Source organism: Diaphorobacter nitroreducens, from assembly GCF_002214645.1.
Taxonomy (GTDB): domain Bacteria; phylum Pseudomonadota; class Gammaproteobacteria; order Burkholderiales; family Burkholderiaceae_C; genus Diaphorobacter; species Diaphorobacter nitroreducens.
This window is the reverse complement of the sequence record NZ_CP016278.1, coordinates 3,595,260-3,615,893: the sequence shown is the minus strand read 5'-3', so window position 1 is coordinate 3,615,893 and position 20,634 is coordinate 3,595,260. Positions and strand designations below refer to the sequence as shown.

Sequence of the window (20,634 nt, the reverse complement as noted above, 5' to 3'; positions counted from 1 at the left end):
ACTCCCATACACGCTCAGGTTCCGTACTGCACACCCACACAGCCGTCTGGAGAGCCGCCACGCCCGCCGTGGCGCACCGAAGGAGCAAGTGCCGCGCACGGTCCCGCGCGGCATGAATCTCTCAGGTACCAAGGACAGGGGGAGCGGCAGCCAGGCCATGTCGCGCCCGCTGTTCGCTATTCATTCAATAGCTGCTCGCGCGCGCCCTGCCTGCGCAAACCTTGAAAAAGGCTTGTAAACCATGCGCGTGATCGTTCTGGGCGCCGGCGTCGTCGGCACCACCTCTGCGTACTTCCTCCAGCAACTCGGCCACGAGGTCACCGTCATCGACCGGCAGGCTGTGCCCGGTGCGGAAACCAGCTTCGCCAACGGCGGCCAGATCTCGGTCAGCCACGCCGAGCCCTGGGCCAACCCCGGCGCGCCGCTCAAGGTGCTGCAGTGGCTGGGCAAAGAGGATGCGCCGCTCTTGTTTCGCCTGCGCGCGGACATGCGCCAGTGGCTTTGGGGCCTGCAATTCCTGCGCGAATGCACGCCCGCGCGCACGCGCCACAACATCGAGCAGATCGTGAGCCTGGGCAGCTACAGCCGCAGTACGCTGCAGCAACTGCGCACCGACACGGGCCTGCAGTACGACCAGCGCACGCAGGGCATCCTGCACTTCTACACCAGCACCCAGGAGTTCGACGCCGCGCTGGCGCCCGCCGAGCAGATGCGTGCGCTGGGCTGCCACCGCCGCGTGGTGGACGCAGACGAGGCCGTGCGCATCGAGCCAGCCCTGGCCCACGTCCGCCCGCAGCTGGCGGGCGCCACCTACACGGCGGAGGACGAGTCCGGCGACGCCCACCTGTTCACGCGCGCGCTGGCCGGCGTGGCCCAGGCCGCGGGCGTGCAATTCCGCCTGGGTTGCCACATCACCGCGCTGCACCAGGCGGGCGGCGCCATCGACCATGTGGAGATCACCAACGAGGCCGGCGGCTACGAGCGCGTGCGCGGCGACGCCTACGTGCTGGCGTTGGGCGCATTCAGCCCGCTGCTGGCCCAGCCCCTGGCCCTGCGCCTGCCGATCTACCCGGCCAAGGGCTATTCGGTGACGCTGCCGGTGCGCGACGCGGCCGCCGCCTACCAGGTGAGCCTGACGGACGATGAGTACAAGCTGGTCTTCTCGCGCTACACCAGCGCGCAGGGCGACCGGCTGCGCATCGCGGGGACGGCCGAGCTCAACGGCTACGAGCGCGCACTGAACGCCGTGCGCTGCGAAGCCATCGTGCGGCGCGTGGAGCAGCTCTTTCCCGGCGCGGGCGATGCGAGCCAGGCGCAGTTCTGGAGCGGCCTGCGCCCCGCCACGCCGAGCAACGTGCCGCTGATCGGCAAGACGCGCTACGGCAACCTGTTCCTGAACACTGGCCACGGCACGCTGGGCTGGACCCACGCCTGCGGCTCGGGCAAGTCCATCGCGCGCATCGTGAGCGGGCTGGAGCCGGAGCTGGACTTCGCGTTCTGCGGCCTGCCGCGCCCTGCTGCGGCGCCCCGCCCCGCCGTCATCGGCGTTTGAGCAAGCGCCACGGCGCTATGCATTGCATAGCTGCTTGCGCTTGGTGGACGGGCGCTAGAGGCCCAAAAGGCTTATAAAGCCCCGTCCGGCGCGACGAACACCGTCAGCACGCCCGTGTAGCCATAGAGCCGGTGCGCGGCGATCTCGCCGCCTGCGAAGAAGCCCACCAGGGGCACGTCGCCCAGCGCATGGCGCACGATCTGCAGCTCGGCGCTGGGCCCACCGAAGTGCGGCCCGCCGCGGCCCGAGCAACTCACATACAGCGCACCGCAAATGCGCCGGCCGCCCGCCGGCTCGGCATGCGGCGCGCTGCCTGCGGCGGGCAGCGCCTGCGCCTCTTCGAGTTGGGGCGATAGCTCCTCACGGATCTCGGCGCAGATGCGCATCAGGTCGGCACGGGCCGCGCCGACGTTGCGCTGGCAGAAGGCCAGGCGCATGCCCACCTCGACATGGTCACCCAGCGCCACGCCGCTGCGCGTCGCGTCCAGCCCGACGATGTGGCGCACGCGCGTGTCGGCGCCGAAATGGCCCGTGCGCTGGCGCTGCGGTGCGTCCGCGTCCTCCAGCCCTGCCAGCGTGGCGCGCACGGCGCGCAGGGCGGCCTGGGCGTCGCCCTGCAGTGTCACCCCTAGCGTGTCCAGCAGCACGTCCAGCGCGGGCTCGCCGTCCAGCTCCAGCACCACGTTGTCCTGCGCGGCGGTGATGGCCGCCTGCGCGCCGATGGGCTGGCAGCCCTGCGTGACGCGCGAGACCAGTTCCACCTGCGCATCAAAGGCCACGCCCGACAGGCCGCCGTGCAGCACGCCGTCGCCCTCGCCGCCGGCGGGCAGCGCCAGTTGCACCTGCGCCCCGCGGCTGGCCACCACGCCGCCAAACAGGTAGCCGCTGCTGGTGCGGCCCGCCATCTCGGCCACCAGGTCCGCCAGTTCGGGTGTCTGGCCGTCCGCATGCACCAGCGCCGTGTGGGCCGCAAAGCCCACCCCGGCCGCATCGCCGTGCGCCAGCGGCGCCACGCCCGAGAACACGCGGTAGTGCGCGCGCGGCAGGTCGCACAGCATCAGCGAGAGCGCGGGTTCATCGAAATATTCGACGTTGTTGCCCGCCACGCCCACGCCGACCGCGCCTGCCCAGTCGGTGACCGTCGGCAGTTCGCGCCGCAGCAGGTCCAGCAGGGCCGCGGCATCGTCCGCGTAGTGGTCGGTGATGTAGAGCAGCCCCAGCGTGGGTGCACTGGCGTACTGGGGCAGCGCCATCTGCGCCCGCAGTTGCGCCAGAACCAGCACCGCGGCCATGTGCCACTGCGGATGGGTGGCGTGTGCATTGGGAAAGAGTCTCATGTGTCAGCCCTGCGGTGGGGTACAGGCGCCGCCGCGCAGCTCAGCCTGCCGGCCGCCGCGTGCGGGACGCGGCAGCCTTTTGGGTGGGCGATGGTGCGGGGGCACGCTTGGCGCCCGCGCTGGCCGCGGCAGCCCGCTTGGCGGCCGGACGTGACTTGTCGTTGGCCTTGCCGCCCGGTTGGGTCGCCGGCCGGGCGGCCGCCTTTGCGGAAGGCTTCCCGGCGGCAGGTGCGGGCGTTGCCGCAGGCGCCGCACCGGCGGCCTGCGCCGCCGCGTGCATGCCGTGCATGCCCTGCGCAGCCATCTGCGCCGCCATGCTGGAGGCGGTCTTGAGTGCGCCGCTGGCCATCTCGCGCGTGGCATCGAAGGCCGCCTGGTGCGTGCCCGCATCCCGCAGGGCATGCGCCGCGATCTGCTGGAACTGGCTGGTCAGCGCACCCCACCATTGCATCGGGTCGGCCGCCCCCTTGGTCTGCTCGGGCGCGGCCTCATCGTCCGGTGGTGTTCGCGCGCTGCGCGCCGCCGAGGCGTTGTTGGCCGGGGGCGGCGCCTCCGGTGCAGGTGCAGGTGCAGGTGCAGGTGTGGGTACGGGTGGAGAGGTGAACGGGAACGCGGACGGTGGCTCGGCGGCTCGTGCGGCGGGCCGCTCCTTGTCCTGGCCTGCGGCGGCGCCGAAGCTCGCGGCCAGGTCGCCCATCGCCACGTTCATATCCTGCAGCGTGGCCAGCGTCATCTTCTGCACCTCCAGCGCCTGCACGGTGGCGGCCAGGGCGCGCGCGTTCTGCTCCAGCCAGAACTGCACGGCCTTGAGCTCCTGGATGCGCTTGTCCAGCTCGTCCACACTCACCGTGGGCGCCACCCAGCCCGACAGCCCCGGCATGGTGGGCATACCCGCCGCAGCGCCCTTGGCCAGGTTCTGCAGGAAATCAAATCCCGGGACGAAACGCCCGAAGCCGAAAGGGGTGCTATCGCTCATGGCCTGCTCCTGGTACATCAGGGAATGGTTGCACAGCTTACCCGCATGCGCGCCACCCGTGCGGCACGTGCGTGCCCTGTACCGTCCACAGGCCCGCGATAGCGTGGTTTTCTCGCGCAAACCCGCATGAATAGGGCACCCCACGCGCACAGACAGCGCCTAGAATCCGATCACCAGCCTGGCTGGCCTGCTTCTATACACCTTACAACGATCCGACATCATGGCAACTGCAAAGAAGACCACCGCTCCGGTGAAAAAGACCGCCGCCAAAAAGGCTGCGGCACCTGCCAAGAAGGCAGCCGCCCCCGCAGCTCCTGCTGCCATCAAGCCCGTGAAGGAAGCCTTCACCAAGACCGCGCTGATCGCCCATCTCGCCACGCAGGCGGGTGTCGAGCCCAAGGCCGCCAAGGCCGTGCTCGCCGCGCTGGAGACGGCCATCCTGGCTTCCGTGCACAAGAAGGGCTCCGGCGAGTTCACGCTGCCCGGCCTGCTCAAGATCGGCCTGCAGCAAGTGCCCGCCAAGAAGAAGCGCTTCGGCAAGGACCCGTTCACCGGCGAAGAGCGCTGGTTCCCCGCCAAGCCCGCGTCGGTCAAGATCAAGACCCGCGCACTGAAGAAACTCAAGGACGCCACGCTCTGACACCGTGGCGCGGGTTTCGCAAAAAAAAGCAGCCTCCGGGCTGCTTTTTTTTATACCCAAGCGACTCAGGGCGCACGGCCGCGGCGCCTCAGTCCGGCAACGGCTGCAGGTACAGCTGCGCCAGGCGGTTACGTGCAGCATCGTCCACGCCCAGTCGACGCTCCAGGTAACGCTGCACGCCGCCGTGGTCCTGGTCAACGGCTTGCAATGCGGCCTCCAGGAAGTCCTCCTGCACGCGCCAGATCACGTTCAGCACCTCCTGCGGCGCAGAGCTGACCAGCCCCGCGGGCCGACGGTACAGCGCGTTAGTCAACAGGTAGTCCTGCATCACCACCTCGCGCGACACGCCGAGCGCCAGCAGAATCAGGGCCGCGGCGAAACCGGTGCGGTCCTTGCCTGCAGTGCAGTGAAAGACCAGGGGAGAATCCTCTGCCAGCAACTGCTCGAACAAGCCCGCAAACTGCTGCGCGTTGTCGGAAACAAAGGCGCGGTAGGTGTCCTGCATCAGCCCTACCGCAACGGGTGCCGTGATCTGTTGGCCCGCTACCGCCAGTTCCTTGGCGCGCTGCACGACGGTCGGCTCGATCGGCAACGCGTGATAGCGCACCTGCGGCAACGCATACGACTGGGCCGCGCTCTCCACCAGCCCGCGGAAGTCCACCGAGCGGGTCAGCCCCAGACCGGCCAGCACCTGCGCATCCTGCGGTGTCAGGGCCGCCAGATGATCGGAGCGGAACAACCGGCGCCAGCGTACCGTGCGTCCATCCAGCCCCGTATAGCCTCCCAGATCACGGAAGTTGGACGCCCCCGTCAGCGAAAGCGTGCGTGAAAAGTCTTGCATCCGGTCACTGTAGTTCAAAGCCGTCACACGCTCATGACACATGGGCGTACATGCAGCCCGAAGTGTCGCCCTGCGTAGCGCTGCCCGCAGCGCGTGATCTTTGGGGGATGGACAGTGCGTGGCTGCTGTACGCCCCGCGCCCGTGCCTGCAGGTATTGGCTTCCAAAGCAAGGACTACCGCTCCGTGAAAGAGAAGGGCCCCGAATCACGGAGAGGTCCTGTGCAGCGCTGGAGGATGAGGACACGCAACCACTGTGTCGTTCCATGCAGCGTGGCAGTGCAGAAACAAAAACGCCCAACCGAATGGTTGGGCGTTGTATGTGGTGGCTGGGGCTGGTTCGAAAAAACCTCCGCAACCCGCGCCACCACTCACTTTTCCCTGACTGTCCTGGTTCCTGGGTACACCTTTGGGTACACCAGACCAGTAGCAGCGATTCGATTCCGGTTTGGAACCTGATCGCCATGCCAAATTATCCCACTTTGCCGGACAGGGCACTCGCTTGCGCCGCTGCGCTGCTGGTGTGTACACACAAATATCGGCAATCTCCGATACATGCCATTCATACACCAAAACCAGTATCTTGAAAAAACTTGCTTTGGCATATATATTGGCATTTGCCGATAGAGATGAGCATGGACTTCCCCATCCACCTGACCAGCCAACTCCGTGAGCACCTGCGGGCGCTCAGGAAGGCGCGCGGCCTGACCCAAGCCGCTCTCGGGCGGCTGCTCGGCGTGGGACAGGCCCGCATCGCCGAGATCGAAAGCAACCCTGGCGCCGTGAGCGTCGACCAGTTGATGAAAGTGGTCTCGGCGTTGCGCGCATCCCTGGTGTTGAGGGATGACATGCTCGAAGTGACCGCGAACCGTCCGGATGCGGCCGCCTCGCCTCCCACCGCTCCTTCGAACAACCCCCGCAAGCAGGCCAAGCAGCCGCCGGTCAACACCCCGCCGACTGGCCAGTGGCACGTGCGGCCATTGACTGGCGGCGGCCGGCGCGAGGCGACATCGGTTCTCGTAAGCCGCACTGACGCAAAGACCTCATCGGACGCGCAAGCGCTGCGGGACGCGAACCCGAACGCGGATGTCACACCGACATCCAGGCGCAACTTTGTCATCCGCCCCAAGAAGGGCTCGTGGTAATGGTGGCGCTCAACGCGTGGATGAATGGCGAATTCGTCGGGGCCTGGCAGGTCAACCGCGGAGCCCACAGCTTTTCGTACGCCCCCTCATGGCTGGAGTCCGAGAAGTCACGGCCGCTGTCCCTGTCGCTGCCCCTCACCCGCACCCTGGAGATCAAGGGGGAGGTCGTTGCGAACTACTTCGACAACCTGCTACCGGACAACGAGCGGATCCGCGAGCGTATCGGCCGGCGCTTCAAGACCAGGACGCTCGATGCCTTCGCCTTGCTGGAGGCCATTGGCCGTGACTGCGTCGGCGCAGTGCAGTTGCTTCCGGAGGGAACGACACCGGACGGGTGGAACCATGTGGCATGCGAGCCGCTGACCGACGAACAGGTCGCGGCCGCACTTCGCGCCGTGCCCGATGACCCGGTCGCGCGCCACATCAACGAAGCTCCGCCGTTCCGTATTTCCTTGGCGGGAGCCCAGGAAAAGACCGCTTTCGTGCGGGTCAACGGCCAGTGGTGCAGCCCCGTCGGAGCCACTCCGAGCACCCATATCTTCAAGCTCCCGCTCGGCGTGATCGCCAACACGACCCGAGTGAACATGTTCGACTCCGTCGAGAACGAATGGCTCTGCGCGCAGATCATCCAGGCGCTCGGCCTGCCGATGGCACACACCGAAATGGCCACGTTCGGCGACCAGCGAGCCCTGATCGTGGAGCGCTTCGACCGGGAATGGATGGAAGATGGGAAGTGGATCGCCCGGCTTCCCCAGGAAGACTTCTGCCAGGCGCTGGGACTGCCCCCGCGCCTGAAATACGAAGACGATGGCGGACCATCTGCCGCTGCAGGGCTCACGCTGCTGGCCGGGAGCGCGGACGCGGAGACGGACCGGATGGCCTTCCAACTTGCCCAGTTGGCCTTCTGGCTCATGGCGGCGCCCGACGGCCACGCGAAGAACTATTCGATCTTCCTGCGCCAAGGCAATGCCTACGAAATGACGCCCCTGTACGACGTCCTGTCCGTATGGCCGTACCTGGGCAGGAGCCGGGGACAACTGCACTGGCGCGACGTGCGCCTTGCGATGGCACTGCGTTCGAAGAACACGCACTACGAGCTCCACACGATCCGTGCCCGCCATTGGCACGACCTAGCGATGAAGAACGGCGGCCCTCTGGTCTGGGAAGCGATGCAGGGTTTAGCCGACCGCGTCGCACTAGCCCTCGAAGCCGTCGAGACGCAACTTCCCCAGGGCTTTCCCGAACGCATCTGGGAACCGATCTCGAAAGGCATGCGGGGCCAAGCAGAGAAGTTCCTATCGGAGGCCACCGGCCTCTCCTAATCACAAGCACATGACCTGCCCGCGGTCTTCTCCTCTGAACTTTCAGTTTCGGAACATTCGAGCGAAGGCGGCGACCGATACGGGCGACCTCACACACTCGCAGAGGCTGCTGGCGCACAAGAATCGGGAAATGACAGAGCACTATGTAAAAGCTCGGCTTGGCAAGCGTGTCCGACCTCTTCGATAGTGATTGCAAGCCCAGTGCTAGCATGGGCCAATGGAGGAAACATGACCTGCTACGCACTTATCAATGGTCAGTTGCAGATTGCCGAAGACGATGGCAGCTATGAAGACAACATAGCGGCTGCTGGGTACTACAGCCAGATCAGCACGCCGATACCAGAGGCCGCTGGCGCAGAAATCACTGTCTACGAGTACATGAAAAACGACCGTGAAAAGCCCTTGTACTACATTGACGTCTCCGGCCAGAACAGCCAGCTTGCCGCGCTCATTGCCAACGATTTCCCGTCGCTGGTCAGCACGCTTCGGGAAATCGCCCCACTGATTTCTCTAGTCGGCCTCGATCAGCAGATGCGCATTCAGATTGCCAACGGCAGTTGATGCCTTGCGCCGCTCGCCGACGTAGATCGCCCTTCACGTCCTACTGGGCGTTTTCAGAGGCCTCCGGTTGGGTGGCGATCATTTGCCCGAAATTTGTAGGCATATTTCGGACACCAGGGCGCTACAGCCCGCGGTCGCTTTCACGCCGATGCGTGTCGGATGGTGGATCCACGGACATCCGCGCCTTCGCGTTCGTGCATGCAACGGGACTGCGAGACAAGGCCTTGAACACCCTGTCTCGCTCCACGAAAGCGGCCAGCATGTGGGGAATCATCGCTACTGCATCGACCGCCTCGCCATGCGCCTGACTGTGCAGGGCTGCATAGCGGTCGAGCTGCGATTTCAGGTCCACAGGTAGCGGACGGTGACTTTGACCGTTTCCATTCTGGGCAAGGCGCCCAGACTCAACCGCCCTATGTTCTTGCTCATTACGGCTCTCCCCGCCGGAAAAACAGCGGCCGATAAGGCCGCAACACCAGATCCTTGTTCACCATCACCCGCACCGCAAACCCCGGCCGGATCGTCAGCGTCGGCTGAATGCTCAGGTTGCGCCTGGTGATCTCCTGCCCGACCTGGTTCACCGCATCCTGCGCCCCTTCCCGGGTCGCGATCACGATGCGGTTGCCATCGGTGCGGCTCTCGGGCGCCGCCAGCTCGGCGCCCGCACCCAGCAGCGTCGACAGCGCCGCCCCGGCCAGGATGCGGTCCCAGTGCCAGTCGACACCATCCTCGAGCCCCGCATAACCGGCCGGGTCGATGCCCGGCAGCCGGTCCAGCGCCACCGAGGAGGTGTCCGGCAGGATCAGCCGCGTCCACACCAGCAGCACCCGCCGCTGCCCGAAGGCCACCTGGCTGTCATAGCGCCCGATCAGCCGCGAGCCCTGCGGGATCAGCAGGTGCCTGCCCGTGCCCGTGTCGTAGACCGCCTCGGTGACGTTGGCGATGACCTGCCCCGGCAGGTCCGAGTTGATCCCCGTCACCAATGCCGCCGGAATGATCGTCCCGGCCATCACCTGGTACGGCGAAGCCGGCAACTGCAGGCTGCCCGGATGGCGCGCCGCGCCATCGCCCGCCTTCGCGAGAAACGCCTCCTTCGCATCCTGGCGGTTCTGCACCGCCGTCGGATCGGCCGCCGCGGAGGAACGAGACGACCCTGCCATCGGGTTGAAATCCTGATTCCCCGAAGCCAGCGCTGCCGGCCCCGCTGGCGTCCAGCCGCTCCTGCAGCTTCGCCTGCTGGTCTTCCAGCTTGGCGATGCGCCTGGCCTCGGCATTGCCGGGTTCGCGGCGCGTGCTGCGCGCCCGCTGGAACTGGTACAGGTCGGAGGACGTGGCGCGCGGTGCCGCGTCCACCCAGGCCCAGCCCTCGGCCCGCACCTGCTCGGCCACCGGCGCGAGCCTGTCGCGCGCCAGCGCATCCAGCAGCGCGCCATCCGTCAGGAAGACGCCGTTCTGCTCGTCCGCGAACAGGTCGCGGCGCACACCGCCGCCCGCTTGCTCGTAGGCCTCCAGCCCGACGAAGCGCGCCACCGCATCGCGGCCGGCGTCGACCTCGTCGCTGGTCAGGTGGTCGCGCAGCGCCTCCGGGCTGCGCTGCCACTGCGGCGCGTCGTAGAAGGCGGCTTCCTGCGCCGCATGGTCGTCGGTGATGGCCAGGGCCATCAACTGCTCCAGCGTCACGGCCTGCGTCCCGAAGTCCGCCAGCAGCCGGGGCGAGACGTTGGCGAGCTTCAGGCGCCGCTGCACCACGAGGGGCGTCACCCCGAAGTCGGCCGCAATGTCCTCCACGGGCCGGCCCTCGGCCACGAGGTCTTTCCAGGCGAACAGCTCCTCGATGGGCGACATGGCCTCGCGCTGCACGTTCTCGGTCAGGCTCACGGTACGCGCCGCGTCGTCCAGCACCAGCAGGCAGTGCACCTCGTGGTCCTTCGCCAGCTTGCGGCGCTTGACCAGCAGCTTCAGCGCGGCCAGACGTCGGCGCCCGGCCACCACCTCGTAGTGCTCGCCATCGGGCGCGGCCACCACGGTGAGGTTCTGCAGCAGGCCGACGCGGGCGATGCTCGCGGCGAGTTCGGGAATCGACGTGCCGCCGCTCTTGCGCACGTTGCGGCTCGAAGGCCGCAGTTGGGACAGCGGGATCAGCAGCAGTTCCTGCGACGCCGCGACGGCGGCGGTTTCTTGAAAGGTAGCGGTGTTCATGGTGTGGCTCCTATAGGGACAAGATGAAGAAGACGGGGAATAAAGGAATGGATGAAGGGAGGGGCCGAGCCCCTCCGGCAGGGTTCAGGCCTTGAGCTGGCGCATGCCGTCGGCCAGCAGCCACAGGGCACGGTTCAGCCGCAGGTTCTGGTCGATGCCCTGCACGGGCCGCGTGCTCTGGCGGCGCCCGTTCGCAGCATGGGCGGCCAAGCCACCCTTGATGAGGTTTTCCTGCGTGCGGTTGAACACGCTCCACAGGTCGCGACGGTCGTCGTCCGTGCGGCGCGGCGTCAGGACTTGCGTTTCCGTGATGGGCGAGGGCTTGTCCGGTTCGTCGTACTTGAGGGCCAGCGCGGCACGCGCGAACACTGCCGACTCCCCGGCGTCGAGCGTGATGGCCTGCATCGCTTCACGCGAGGCCTGGGCTTGCCCGAAGCCTTCCAGCACGGCATAGGCGCCTTCGATCACCTGGCCCGCCACGTCGCCCTTGTGGGGCACGCGCACATCGGCCACGGTGTCGCCGCAGACCAGGCCGTTCTGGCAAACGAACCTATACATGCCACCCAGTAATTGATAGCTGCTCGTGCCGTCGTGCGAATTCAGCAGGATGATCTCGTTGGCTTCGCGGGCGCTGATCTGGTTGGCATGGCGCAGCCGGATCATGTGCTTGGTGAAGTCGCGCCGCCCCTCCTGGCGCACACGGGTCTGGCACACCATGAAGGGCTCGAAGCCCTCCCCTCTCAACTCCCGCAACACGGTGGCCGTGGGGATGTAGCTGTAGCGCTCCGAGCGGCTACCGTGCGGGGCCTGCGCGAAGATCGACGGCGCCACGGTCCTGATCTGGTCGTCCGACAGTGGGGATTCCGAGCGCAGCACCGGCGAGTGGTTGGCGAAACGGGATGCAAGTTGCATGGTGATTTCTCCTGACGAAGTTGGCTGTTGAACAACCCCCACCGGATTCCTAGATTCGGAGCCCTCTTCGGGTCTTCCGGTGGGGTCGGCACGAAGAACCCGGTTGGCCTCGTTGCCACCGTCTTTCCTGAGTTCATCGCCCGCGACGAAAGGAGCGCGCGCCGGGGCGCCGTCAAGGAGGAAGCGACAGGGGTGGTGCGGCCCGCAGCCGAAGGCGAGGACACGGCCTGGCGCGCCTTGACGGCGCCCCGGCGCGCGCTACGGTCGCGGACAAGGTGATGAGGGAAGGAAAGATGGCTGGACAGGCAACGGCCGCCTTCCTCGCCGACCCCACGCAAGCGAAGCGCGCAGCGCCGCAGGCGCGAAGGCCGATCCGGCGCAGCCGGTTCGGCAGAACAAAGGGGCGCCAAGCGCAGCGCGCAGGCCCGGATCAGCGAGCCGGGCCGAAGGCGTCAGCCAAGCGAAGCGCGGGAACGATGGAAGCCCAAAGGGGCGAGACGCCAAGGGCGGCTCGATGCGCAGCACGACGGCGCGGCCGGCCATCACCTCCATGGCCGGAGACGCCCGGAATCAGCTACTGTTGTGAGCAAATCAACCCAACAACACGTAACCCCGGATGAGTACCACCCCAACAACAACGGAGACGCGCGTGGCCGTCCTGGTCGACTGCGACAACGTGCCGCCCGACATCCTCGAACACGCGCTGCGCATGGTGGCCCAGTTTGGCCGCGTCGTACTGCGCCGCGGCTACGGCAACCAGGGCACGCTGGCCAACAAATGGCAGGAGGCCCTGGTGCGCCTGGCCTTCACGCCGTGCCTGCAGTATCAGTACGCCGCCGGCAAGAACACCGCCGACATCGCCCTGGCACTGGACGCGCTGGAAGCGCTCTTCGACCAGCGGGCCGACACCTTCTGCCTGGTCACCAGCGATTCCGACTTCGCCTACCTGTGCCGCAAGCTGCGCGAGCGCGGCGCCACGGTCTGCATCGTCGGCGAACCCAAGACACCCGACGCCCTGCGCAACGCCAGCGACCAGTTCTTCGAATGGGTCCGCCCTGAGCCTCCTGTGGAAGCGGTTGTCGAGGCCGCGCCAAAGGCCACCCCGAAGGCGGAGCCGGCCAAGCCCGAGCAGCCAAAGCAGGAACCGCCCAAGCTGGCGCCGAAGCGCCGGCCGCGCTTCCTCGTCGAGGCCGTGGCACTCCTGGCCAGCGACACGTCAGAGGGCAAGGTCGGCTTGGGCGTCCTGGGCCAGTACCTCAAGCGCACCGACCCTGCCTTCTCGCCCCAGACCTACGGCCACTCGGGACTGCTCAACATGGTCAAGACCTACGACCTGCTGGCGCCCCAGCAGGAGGAAGGCGGCCATTGGTCCGTGAGCCTGCTGCCCAAGGCAGAGGGCGCCGCGGCAGAAGCCGACATGCCGCGCGCATAGGGCGCACGTCGGCACACTGGCGCAAGGGCCCACAGGCCCGTGCATCACAGAAGCCCTCGCTCGGCCATCGACAGGACAGTGCTGCCCGCGACGATCAAGTGATCCAACACCCTCACGTCCATCAGCGCCGCCGCCTGCTTGAGCGTCTGCGTCAGATGCTCGTCGGCCCGCGAGGGCTCGGCGCAGCCACTCGGGTGGCAATGCACCAGCAGGATCGCGGAGCTGTTCAGCGCCAGCGCATCCTTGACCACTTCACGCGGATAGACCGAGGTCTGCGTCACCGTGCCCCGGAACATCTCGACGTAGTCCAGGACCACATGTTGCGCATCCAGATGGACCACCGCGAAGACCTCATGGGGCAAGGCCCCGAGCCGCGCCCGCAGGAAGTCCTTGACCACAGCCGGCGACGTCAGCACGTTGGCGCCGCGCACCCGGCTCGCCAAAACCCGCTGTGCCGCAGCCAGCACTTCCTCGGCCTCGGCCGGCCGATACTCGCCCGCGACATCGCGAACCAACAGGGAAGACGAGAGAACCGAAGGGAGGGAATCAAGGGACGAGAACAGATCGTGCGACATGGCGAACTCCAGTGATCGGGCGGGATTGCCCGAGACCGGAAACCGGCACGCCGCAGCGCAGCCGTCAGGGTTCGATAGACGGCCGAAGGCCGCCAGCGTGCGCGGAGCACGCGCAGACCTTGACGGCGAGAACGGTGTGGCAGCATGAAGGGAACAGCAAACCGCCCCTCCACGCATCCACACGGCATGGGAAAGCAGAGCGCGCATCGCCTTTCATACCAGTGCAGGCCAGCCCAAGGCGACCATCCAAGCACGTAATGACCCCGTGATATAACAGCCTGTAACAAGCAGAAGTCACTGCTCCAGTCCAGACCATGACCAAGCCGACCACATAGGGAGGAGAGAGTGGCCAAGCTCCGTCCAAGGGCAAGAATTGTCAGAACAATCGGCGATCAGCTCATCAGCGGTCCCGAAGCCGCACTGATCGAGCTGGTGAAGAACGCGTATGACGCTGATTCAGCTGCGGTCAGGATATCCATCACTCCTCCCGGCTCGATCCAGGGTGGCCGAGAGTCCGGCAAGATCGTGGTCGCGGACACCGGGCATGGAATGTCGGCAGAGGACTTGGTCGGCAAGTGGTTTGAGCCAGCCACGACCGACAAGCTGGAACGGCAAACCAGTCCTGGAAGGCGACGGCTACTCGGTGCCAAGGGTGTTGGAAGATTTGCGACCGCCCGACTTGGCAGGCTTCTTCATCTTAAATGCGCAAGCAAGAAGCCGGGCAAATTGCTTGAGGTCAGTGAAATCTCCGTCGACTGGCGCGACTTTGAGACGAGTGAATACCTCGACGAGGTCGACATCGATATTGCAACGCGAGCAGGGCAGCGGGGAGAAGTTCCGGGAGTGACACTGGAGATATCCGAACTCCGGGACCCGTGGACCAAGGTGCAGCTCGAGCTGCTCATTCGCGAGCTCAGGCGCTTGGCCTCACCTCAGGACGCGAAGGAAAGTGGCTTCAAGATATTTCTGGACCTGAGCGGCTTTACCGTGGCTGGTCATGGATTTGACGGCCAATCCTTGATCTCGGGCATCTTTGGCGCAGTAGAAACGGACGCTCAAAGAAACGGCACCCAGGACGCAACCGAGATTCGCCCCTTCTCGCTCGGCAACGTTTTCCACTATCGAGTGGAAGGATCATTCGATGAGACGGGGGCATTCACCGGAAAATTCGTCAATCAGCGTGCCGACGGGCAGACGCAGACCTTGACCATACCCGCACCTGAGATCGCCAGCGGCGAGGAGCCCTGCGGGCCTGTCCATCTGGCGTTGAACATATACGACCGAGAAGGCGATGCCGTCGTCGATCTGTTCAAGAAGTTGGGACTGTCCTCCATCGGACGGCTGGATGCGCGCAAGGTGCTGGACGAGAACATCGGCGTCAGCATCTATCGGAACGGGTTTCGTATCAGGCCTTACGGCGATGCGGAGTCCGACTGGCTCGAACTGGAGAGCAAGCGCGTTCAGAATCCCTCTCAAAAGCTGGGGCTGAATCAACTCTGGGGCATTGTCAGCATTGCCGACGAGGATCTATCTGGCCTGATCGAGCGAAGCAGTCGCGAAGGCCTTGAGCACAACGGCTCGTTCGTGAGGCTCAAGCGGCAGATCGCCGACATCATGACCCGCGTGGAAGCGCTCCGTGTCGATTTCCGGGAGATGGTCGGCATCAGCCGCAAACAGGAAGGCGATACCGGAGGGCTTCGCAACCAAGCCGGGTTGCAGGCAACGGCCAAGGCTATCGCGTCGCTGCCGCCACGCTATCGCGACAAGATCCAGAAAGCTCTCCGGCAGGAAAGCGTTGCCCTCAGGAACTCCCTCGATGATCTGGAGGCCTACCAACACAAGCTGGCGGCCCAGTCCAGTCTGGGGCTCGTTGTCTCCCAGGTTCTCCATGATGGCCGGCGATTCCTGGGCGACATCAACACCCGTTCGAAGGGATTGGCCGACGGAGCGCCGAGGTTGCTTGAACAAAGCAACTTTGGGGCTCACTTTCGAGAGTCCTTTGGGAAGAACGCTCGCTCGATTCACGACTCCGCCGGAAATCTCACCAAGCTCTTCCGAGCCCTGGATCCGCTGGCAAGTCGCAAGCGGGGTCGCCCCAAGGTACTCGATCCGATGGACGTCGTGGATCGCTGTCTCTCCCTTTTCACGGATGCAACGACCGCGAATGGCATAAGCGTCAGCCAGGTTTCTCAGGACGGACTTCCAAAGGTCACCGTGTACGAGGCCGACCTCATGGCGGCGGTACTCAATATTGTTGACAACGCGGTGCATTGGCTCGGTACCAGTCCACACAAGCCCCGCGAGCTCAAGGTGAGCGCAACCTACTCGAAGAAATGGGTTCGTATCGCCCTGTCCAACAATGGACCGGGGATAGATGAGCTTCTCGCGAAAAACCTGTTCAAGCCAGGATTTACCTTGAAGCCCGAAGGTTCCGGCTTGGGTCTCGCCATCGCGCGAGAGGCGATGCAGGCCAGCAAGGGAAAAGTTGTCCACGACCCGGAGGCCGAGCAGACAACCTTCGTCATAGAAATTCAGAGAAGCTGACAACAGAGCGAGGAGAAGAAGATGGCCGTCCCCTATTTGCAAGTTCTGCTTGTGGAGGATCAAGACAGCAATATCGAGGCGTGGCAGGACAAGGCGGCCTCGCATAACGCAGACGCAGAGGCCAAGGGCTTCTCGGTTGAAACGACCGTCGCAAGGTCAGTTGCCGAGGCCCAGGCTGTCCTCCAATCGAGAAAGCTGGATGCGATCGTCGTCGATCTTCGGCTGCAAACAGTCGATCACGCCGAGCCGAACGATCATGGCAATGCCCTAGTCCGCCACGCACATCACACACATCCAGTTGCCATCGCGATCTACACAGGTCAGGGACAGGAGGCCGAGGTCGATGAGTATCCACAGGTGGAAGTCTTCGATCGAGGCAACGGGCTGGACCCTGTCTTTGATTGGCTGGACAGGCAGCGCGACATGCTTCTGCATCTGAGGGGGACGCGCGACGCAGTGGAGCGGGAGACCGCACGCATTTTCTTCGCGTCGATCTGGCCAAGATGGACGCATTGGATGAAGGATCAGAAGGACGGCGTTGCGCCCATGTTGGCGAGGCATGTCGTCGCGCACATACATGACACGCTGCTCGATGCTGATGGCGGCGCAGCACACCCGGAAGAAACATATTTCGTCCCCCCACTCAAGGAACGATTGGACACCGGGGATCTCGTCAAGGATGGGGCTGGACTGTGGATCGTCGTGACTCCCAGATGTGACCTAGCGAATGCGGGCAAGGTAGCGACTGTCGTCGTGGCCAAGTGCGTGGATATATCCGAGCGCTGGAACGGCAAGTCCACAAAGGAACAATACAAACTCTCACAGCACGACAATGCGGCCAAGCAGCACTTTCTCCCACCTTTGCTGGACCGCAATGGCAAACAGATTGGCCCTTGGTTCGTTCAGTTCCATGAGCTCAGGGCAGTCCCAGTTGCGGATGTTCCCAAGGAACTGACAGCCAACCGTTGGGCCTCCCTTACTCCGCAGTTCGTTCCATCCTTGGTGGAGCGCTTTGGCGCCTATTTCAGCCGCATCGGGACGCCAACCTTTTCCAGCGAATGACCTCCCCTCCTGATCGATGAGCGGACCAGAGGATGACACCGATCTCACTGGACATTCCAGAAGAAGCCGGATCGTTTGACGACCTAGTGGCCATTTTCTTGGCTGCGACAGGAGACCAACAGCAGCTTGTCGTCGTCATCCCACTGCCTTCAATCGGGCATTCCAACTCATACCTCGATATAGCCTGGGACTTTGCCGAGGCATCGTTTGTCGCGGAATGCCTTGGTCGCCACTGCCAGGAGCGACGCATTGATCTGGTCAATCGCGATCATTTCGAATTCCTTCACCTGACGCTGGGAGCGTACGTCAAGGAGACTTTGGCTCACGAATTGGCCAGGATGGCTTCGGTTTTGAATTCCACCGGCGATGATGGTGTCGCCGAGTGGAAAGAGCACCAGATTGCTCGCGAACAAGTCCTGGACCACGAAGAGCAGCTGGCAAGCATGGACCTCCTGTTTCCCGAGCTGGCAGACAGCTATCTCGTGAACATGATTCACGGCGGCTACTATGAATGGGAAGGGGAAGCAGTAGAAGCAGAGCTAAAAATCCACCCCGAGCGACGCTATGGGTTCTTTGTTTCTCGAGCAGTACGCGTGGAAGATTCTGCAGTCCTGTGCTCGACCGACGACTGGATCATCCCCAGCAACATCAGCCCTGAGGATGTGGCAACGCAGCTCGATATCCCACAAGAGGAGTTGCTCGCGGGAGAAGTACTGACTTCTGTCCATAGAACCATGTTTCTCGCAAACCATGCTGTCCTTCACATGCCGGTCTCCCGGTTACTGAACGCGCTGGCTTGCGGAGATGACTATATGCGGCGGCATCATCGCCGCGATGATGTACATGATCTCCTGAACTTCTGCGGTGCTCCAGCGCGCACCGATTCCGGAGGAAGCTCGCCCGCCGTCCTTGTTGGAGAATTTGGAACCCGCGCGCTCCTTCGATGTGACGGTTTCAGCGTTCTTTTCATGAACCTCCACCCGATGGACTCCAAGGAGAGACTTCCGTATGCGGAACATCTTCTTGGTTTGGAAGTCTCCATGAGAGACGGAGAGCCTCCAACGTCACTCATTTCGATTCCATGGTCGAGAATTGACGATGAAAGATTCGAGCAACTGTGTTTTGACTATCTTTTTGCCCACCCAGAATTCGACAAGGAGCGCATCGAAAAGATCGGGAAGTCAAGGTCACGCGACGGTGGCCGAGATATCGTCGCTTGGACCATCCCCAGATGGCATCTGCATCGTCCAGCTGAGAAGTTCATCTTCCAGTGCAAGCATATAGGTGCGGAAACCTCGCTAACGCCGAGGCACCTACAGGCCATCGGCGACACCATCGAGCAGTACGGCGCCCATGGCTATGGAATCATGTGCAGTGGATACATCGATGCAACCCTCCATGACCGAGTAGATGCCATCGCAAATCATAGGCGACTTGCTCCGACGCGAAAGCTGGATCGCTTTCATCTCGAGCGATTCCTGGCCCGCCGGCCACATTTGGTTCGTCGCTACTTCGGCGTTGAAACATAGCAATGCCCCTGGCTGGCATGCAAGTCCTTGGTTGGTACGACCTAATCCGCAACCTCGCGTTGATTGCCACGGGCACATGTCACGATCAGACCCATCGCGTCTCCTGGCAGCAGGTCCGTCACCGATTGCTGCAATCAGAGAGAACGGCGCTCCCCCTGGCAAGAGTCCATCGCCCGTCTGAATGAATGGCGACACTCAATGCGACACGCGCATCCGCAGATTCACTTCAAGCCCGGGGAACCGAAAGGCCACGTCTTCCAAAACGGGCGACTCGTACCTCTTCTGATGATTCATCACCTGCTCCGGTATCAGCGCCAGCGGATCCGAGGCCACGAATGCATCGGCCATTGCGTTCTGCACCTCCGGCCAGCCAAGCCAGGATGCACGCGTATCCTGACCTTCGTCACCTGAGAACCGGGCCGTGTACCGAGCAATGACATAGAGCAGCGGAGGACGATCGGAGGCGGGCGCGTCGATCCGAAGCCGTCGCAGGACCTCCTGCGACGATCGACCTCCTACCCATTCAGCGACCTTGGCGGTCCATTCGCTGGCCTTGGCAATGTTTCGTCTGCGGCTTTCCCTCTCGGACAGAGAAAGGCCGAAGATGTCATGCCACTTCAGCTGCACGAGTGCGACCGACCCGCATTCCCGATCGATGATGATGGCATCGATGTCGGTCAGCAGCGTGCCATCGCTGCGGGAGAGCCGAAATCCACGGGGCGGCACGACGAACCTCGGCTCGGCAAACAATCTTGCCAGGTCCGCGCGAAAGACCTCCTCACGGCGATCGACGCCTCTATCCCAGTCCGCCCTGTAGGACTGCCTCAGGTGACGGAAGAGCGCAAAGTACGGATTCGTCAGGGCGCCGAAACAGGGAAGCAGCACAAAATCCCTGCCGAGATCCACATGAAAGGGAGTGGGCGTCTCGAACGCATTGTCCCAGTCGTCCAGGCCGTCGATTTCCAGTGTGAGCGCCCTCATGGTGGCAGGAATGCGCGTCCTTGGAATTCCCGCCTCCTCCCAGACACTCCTCACGTCGTCTCTCGTTGCGAAGATGGTGAGAACGTCGCTCAGGTTGATCGCCGGGACCTTCTTCTGGAGCAGCCGGGCGAAGTTCATGTGCGCGAGTACTCGTCCCAGAGCCTGCTCGCAGGCATGCTTCCATTCTCCGAACCTTCTGTCCCCGATAACCACGTCATCGGGCAGCGCTTCCGCCTCGAGGAAGCTGCGACCGAACTGCCAAGCCGCGTCGCGGTAGATCGACACGATCTCCCAGTCGTTGTCATAACGGATGAACCACCCGTCCGGCGTGTCCACGTACCTTGCCATCCGAGCATGGATGCGTGTCCACTCCGCGTCGGAATGAGCGCGTTCGTCGGACTCGGTGAGTCGCTCCCTGAGAGCCCGGGTCGCGGCCATCATGGCCAGCTCCGGCACGCTTCCCGCGGTCTCGATCCTGAAACACCCTGGCCCCTGTCGCTCCGAAGACGCCAGTCCGTAGCGCTCCAGCGCGGCCATGCGGCGCAGGAACGTCAGCTCGCCGCAGACATGGAGATAGGAATAGGAATATTGCTGCGCCTTGAGCCAACTGGGGCCCCATGGAACTCCGCCGGGCATGTCTCTTACCGCAGACAGGAACGGCCGCAGCGCAGCCCCGGCCCCCATGCGAGCGAATGCAGAACCCATCCGGGCCTTGGGCGAGGATGCCTCATCATGGGCATCCAGTTTCCACAGCGATGCCGCCGCGACCTGATCGAGAACTCTGACAAGCGAGATCAGGGCCTCCTTCTCACGCCCCTGCCACGCGGCTGCAAACCGGTCCTGAAGAGCTTTCAGGCAGGAATTCAATTCCCTTTCGACATCCGATGAACGAGGCTCCGTCATGCGTACCTTCCTGTCGACCCCGGAGCTTCGATCGGCGTGCATTGGAGCACGGATGGCTCGCCTCCCGGAGTGCTGTGATCTTTATTCGATTGTGAAATAATGACTAAATAATGCAACACCACCAA

Annotated in this window: 15 protein-coding genes, 3 pseudogenes and 1 riboswitch; of the genes and pseudogenes, 9 read left to right on the top strand and 9 right to left on the bottom strand. The window is 64.1% G+C overall.

Annotated elements, in window-relative coordinates; genetic code table 11:
• The first annotated feature begins 36 nt into the window (after positions 1-36).
• Positions 37-148: riboswitch (glycine riboswitch) on the top strand.
• Between the two features lie 93 nt (positions 149-241).
• Positions 242-1,552: a D-amino acid dehydrogenase gene (locus BA022_RS16935; protein WP_088888230.1), complete on the top strand. Its 1,311-nt coding sequence runs from the start codon at positions 242-244 to the stop codon at positions 1,550-1,552.
• A 71-nt stretch (positions 1,553-1,623) separates the two neighbouring features.
• Here BA022_RS16935 and BA022_RS16930 read toward each other — a convergent pair whose 3' ends face one another.
• Together BA022_RS16930 and BA022_RS16925 are read right to left on the bottom strand one after the other, a co-directional pair.
• The gene (locus BA022_RS16930; RefSeq protein ID WP_088888229.1) at positions 1,624-2,889 is read right to left on the bottom strand and encodes an FIST signal transduction protein; all 1,266 of its coding nucleotides are present in this window, start codon (positions 2,887-2,889) and stop codon (positions 1,624-1,626) included.
• A 40-nt stretch (positions 2,890-2,929) separates the two neighbouring features.
• Entirely contained in the window at positions 2,930-3,865 is a 936-nt protein-coding gene (locus BA022_RS16925) for a PhaM family polyhydroxyalkanoate granule multifunctional regulatory protein (protein WP_088888650.1), read from the bottom strand.
• A 220-nt stretch (positions 3,866-4,085) separates the two neighbouring features.
• On the opposite strand from BA022_RS16925, the gene BA022_RS16920 reads away from it, so the two are divergent.
• The gene (locus BA022_RS16920) at positions 4,086-4,505 is read left to right on the top strand and encodes an HU family DNA-binding protein (RefSeq protein ID WP_011806976.1); all 420 of its coding nucleotides are present in this window, start codon (positions 4,086-4,088) and stop codon (positions 4,503-4,505) included.
• An 88-nt stretch (positions 4,506-4,593) separates the two neighbouring features.
• Here the strand turns inward: BA022_RS16920 and BA022_RS16915 are convergent, their stop codons facing one another.
• Complete coding sequence (locus BA022_RS16915) at positions 4,594-5,346, bottom strand: tyrosine-protein phosphatase (protein WP_088888228.1); 753 nt, start codon at positions 5,344-5,346, stop codon at positions 4,594-4,596.
• 633 nt (positions 5,347-5,979) lie between these two features.
• On the opposite strand from BA022_RS16915, the gene BA022_RS16910 reads away from it, so the two are divergent.
• The 3 genes from BA022_RS16910 to BA022_RS16895 all read left to right on the top strand — a co-directional run bounded on the left by BA022_RS16910 (position 5,980) and on the right by BA022_RS16895 (position 8,372).
• Positions 5,980-6,489, top strand: coding sequence for a helix-turn-helix domain-containing protein (locus BA022_RS16910; protein ID WP_228403646.1), 510 nt, complete (start codon positions 5,980-5,982; stop codon positions 6,487-6,489).
• On the top strand, positions 6,489-7,811 hold the full coding sequence (locus BA022_RS16905) for a type II toxin-antitoxin system HipA family toxin (protein WP_088888226.1): 1,323 nt from the start codon (positions 6,489-6,491) through the stop codon (positions 7,809-7,811). The genes BA022_RS16910 and BA022_RS16905 overlap by 1 nt, the downstream gene beginning before the upstream one ends.
• A gap of 228 nt (positions 7,812-8,039) precedes the next feature.
• Entirely contained in the window at positions 8,040-8,372 is a 333-nt protein-coding gene (locus tag BA022_RS16895) for a hypothetical protein (RefSeq protein WP_088888225.1), read from the top strand.
• Between the two features lie 121 nt (positions 8,373-8,493).
• Here BA022_RS16895 and BA022_RS16890 read toward each other — a convergent pair.
• From BA022_RS16890 to BA022_RS16875, 4 genes and pseudogenes are all read right to left on the bottom strand, one after another.
• Positions 8,494-8,801 (bottom strand): annotated as a pseudogene (locus BA022_RS16890) (DUF2274 domain-containing protein).
• Positions 8,801-9,595: pseudogene (locus BA022_RS16885) on the bottom strand (TraB/TrbI/VirB10 family type IV secretion system protein); the annotation flags it as partial. The pseudogenes BA022_RS16890 and BA022_RS16885, both read right to left, overlap by 1 nt.
• Before the next feature lie 697 nt (positions 9,596-10,292).
• A pseudogene (locus BA022_RS19670) lies at positions 10,293-10,571 on the bottom strand (ParB/Srx family N-terminal domain-containing protein); the annotation flags it as partial.
• 84 nt (positions 10,572-10,655) lie between these two features.
• Positions 10,656-11,483, bottom strand: coding sequence for a DUF932 domain-containing protein (locus tag BA022_RS16875; RefSeq protein WP_088888224.1), 828 nt, complete (start codon positions 11,481-11,483; stop codon positions 10,656-10,658).
• A gap of 616 nt (positions 11,484-12,099) precedes the next feature.
• Here BA022_RS16875 and BA022_RS16870 point away from each other — a divergent pair.
• Positions 12,100-12,915: an NYN domain-containing protein gene (locus BA022_RS16870; RefSeq protein WP_088888223.1), complete on the top strand. Its 816-nt coding sequence runs from the start codon at positions 12,100-12,102 to the stop codon at positions 12,913-12,915.
• Between the two features lie 44 nt (positions 12,916-12,959).
• Here BA022_RS16870 and radC read toward each other — a convergent pair whose 3' ends face one another.
• Positions 12,960-13,490 carry a RadC family protein gene (gene radC, locus BA022_RS16865; protein WP_088888222.1) on the bottom strand — a complete coding sequence of 177 codons (531 nt, stop codon included), beginning with the start codon at positions 13,488-13,490 and terminating at the stop codon, positions 12,960-12,962.
• Between the two features lie 345 nt (positions 13,491-13,835).
• Here radC and BA022_RS16860 point away from each other — a divergent pair, with 345 nt between their 5' ends.
• Genes BA022_RS16860 through BA022_RS19250 form a run of 3 tightly spaced genes read left to right on the top strand, consistent with a single transcriptional unit; the run spans position 13,836 to position 18,625 of the window.
• Entirely contained in the window at positions 13,836-16,034 is a 2,199-nt protein-coding gene (locus BA022_RS16860; protein WP_088888221.1) for a sensor histidine kinase, read from the top strand.
• 21 nt (positions 16,035-16,055) lie between these two features.
• Positions 16,056-17,096, top strand: a complete 1,041-nt coding sequence (locus tag BA022_RS16855) for a DNA-binding transcriptional response regulator (RefSeq protein WP_088888220.1) — start codon at positions 16,056-16,058, stop codon at positions 17,094-17,096.
• Positions 17,097-17,128: 32 nt separating this feature from the next.
• Positions 17,129-18,625, top strand: a complete 1,497-nt coding sequence (locus BA022_RS19250; RefSeq protein ID WP_148665197.1) for a restriction endonuclease — start codon at positions 17,129-17,131, stop codon at positions 18,623-18,625.
• A 195-nt stretch (positions 18,626-18,820) separates the two neighbouring features.
• Here the strand turns inward: BA022_RS19250 and BA022_RS16835 are convergent, their stop codons facing one another.
• The gene (locus tag BA022_RS16835; protein ID WP_148665196.1) at positions 18,821-20,509 is read right to left on the bottom strand and encodes a hypothetical protein; all 1,689 of its coding nucleotides are present in this window, start codon (positions 20,507-20,509) and stop codon (positions 18,821-18,823) included.
• Positions 20,510-20,634: the final 125 nt, after the last annotated feature.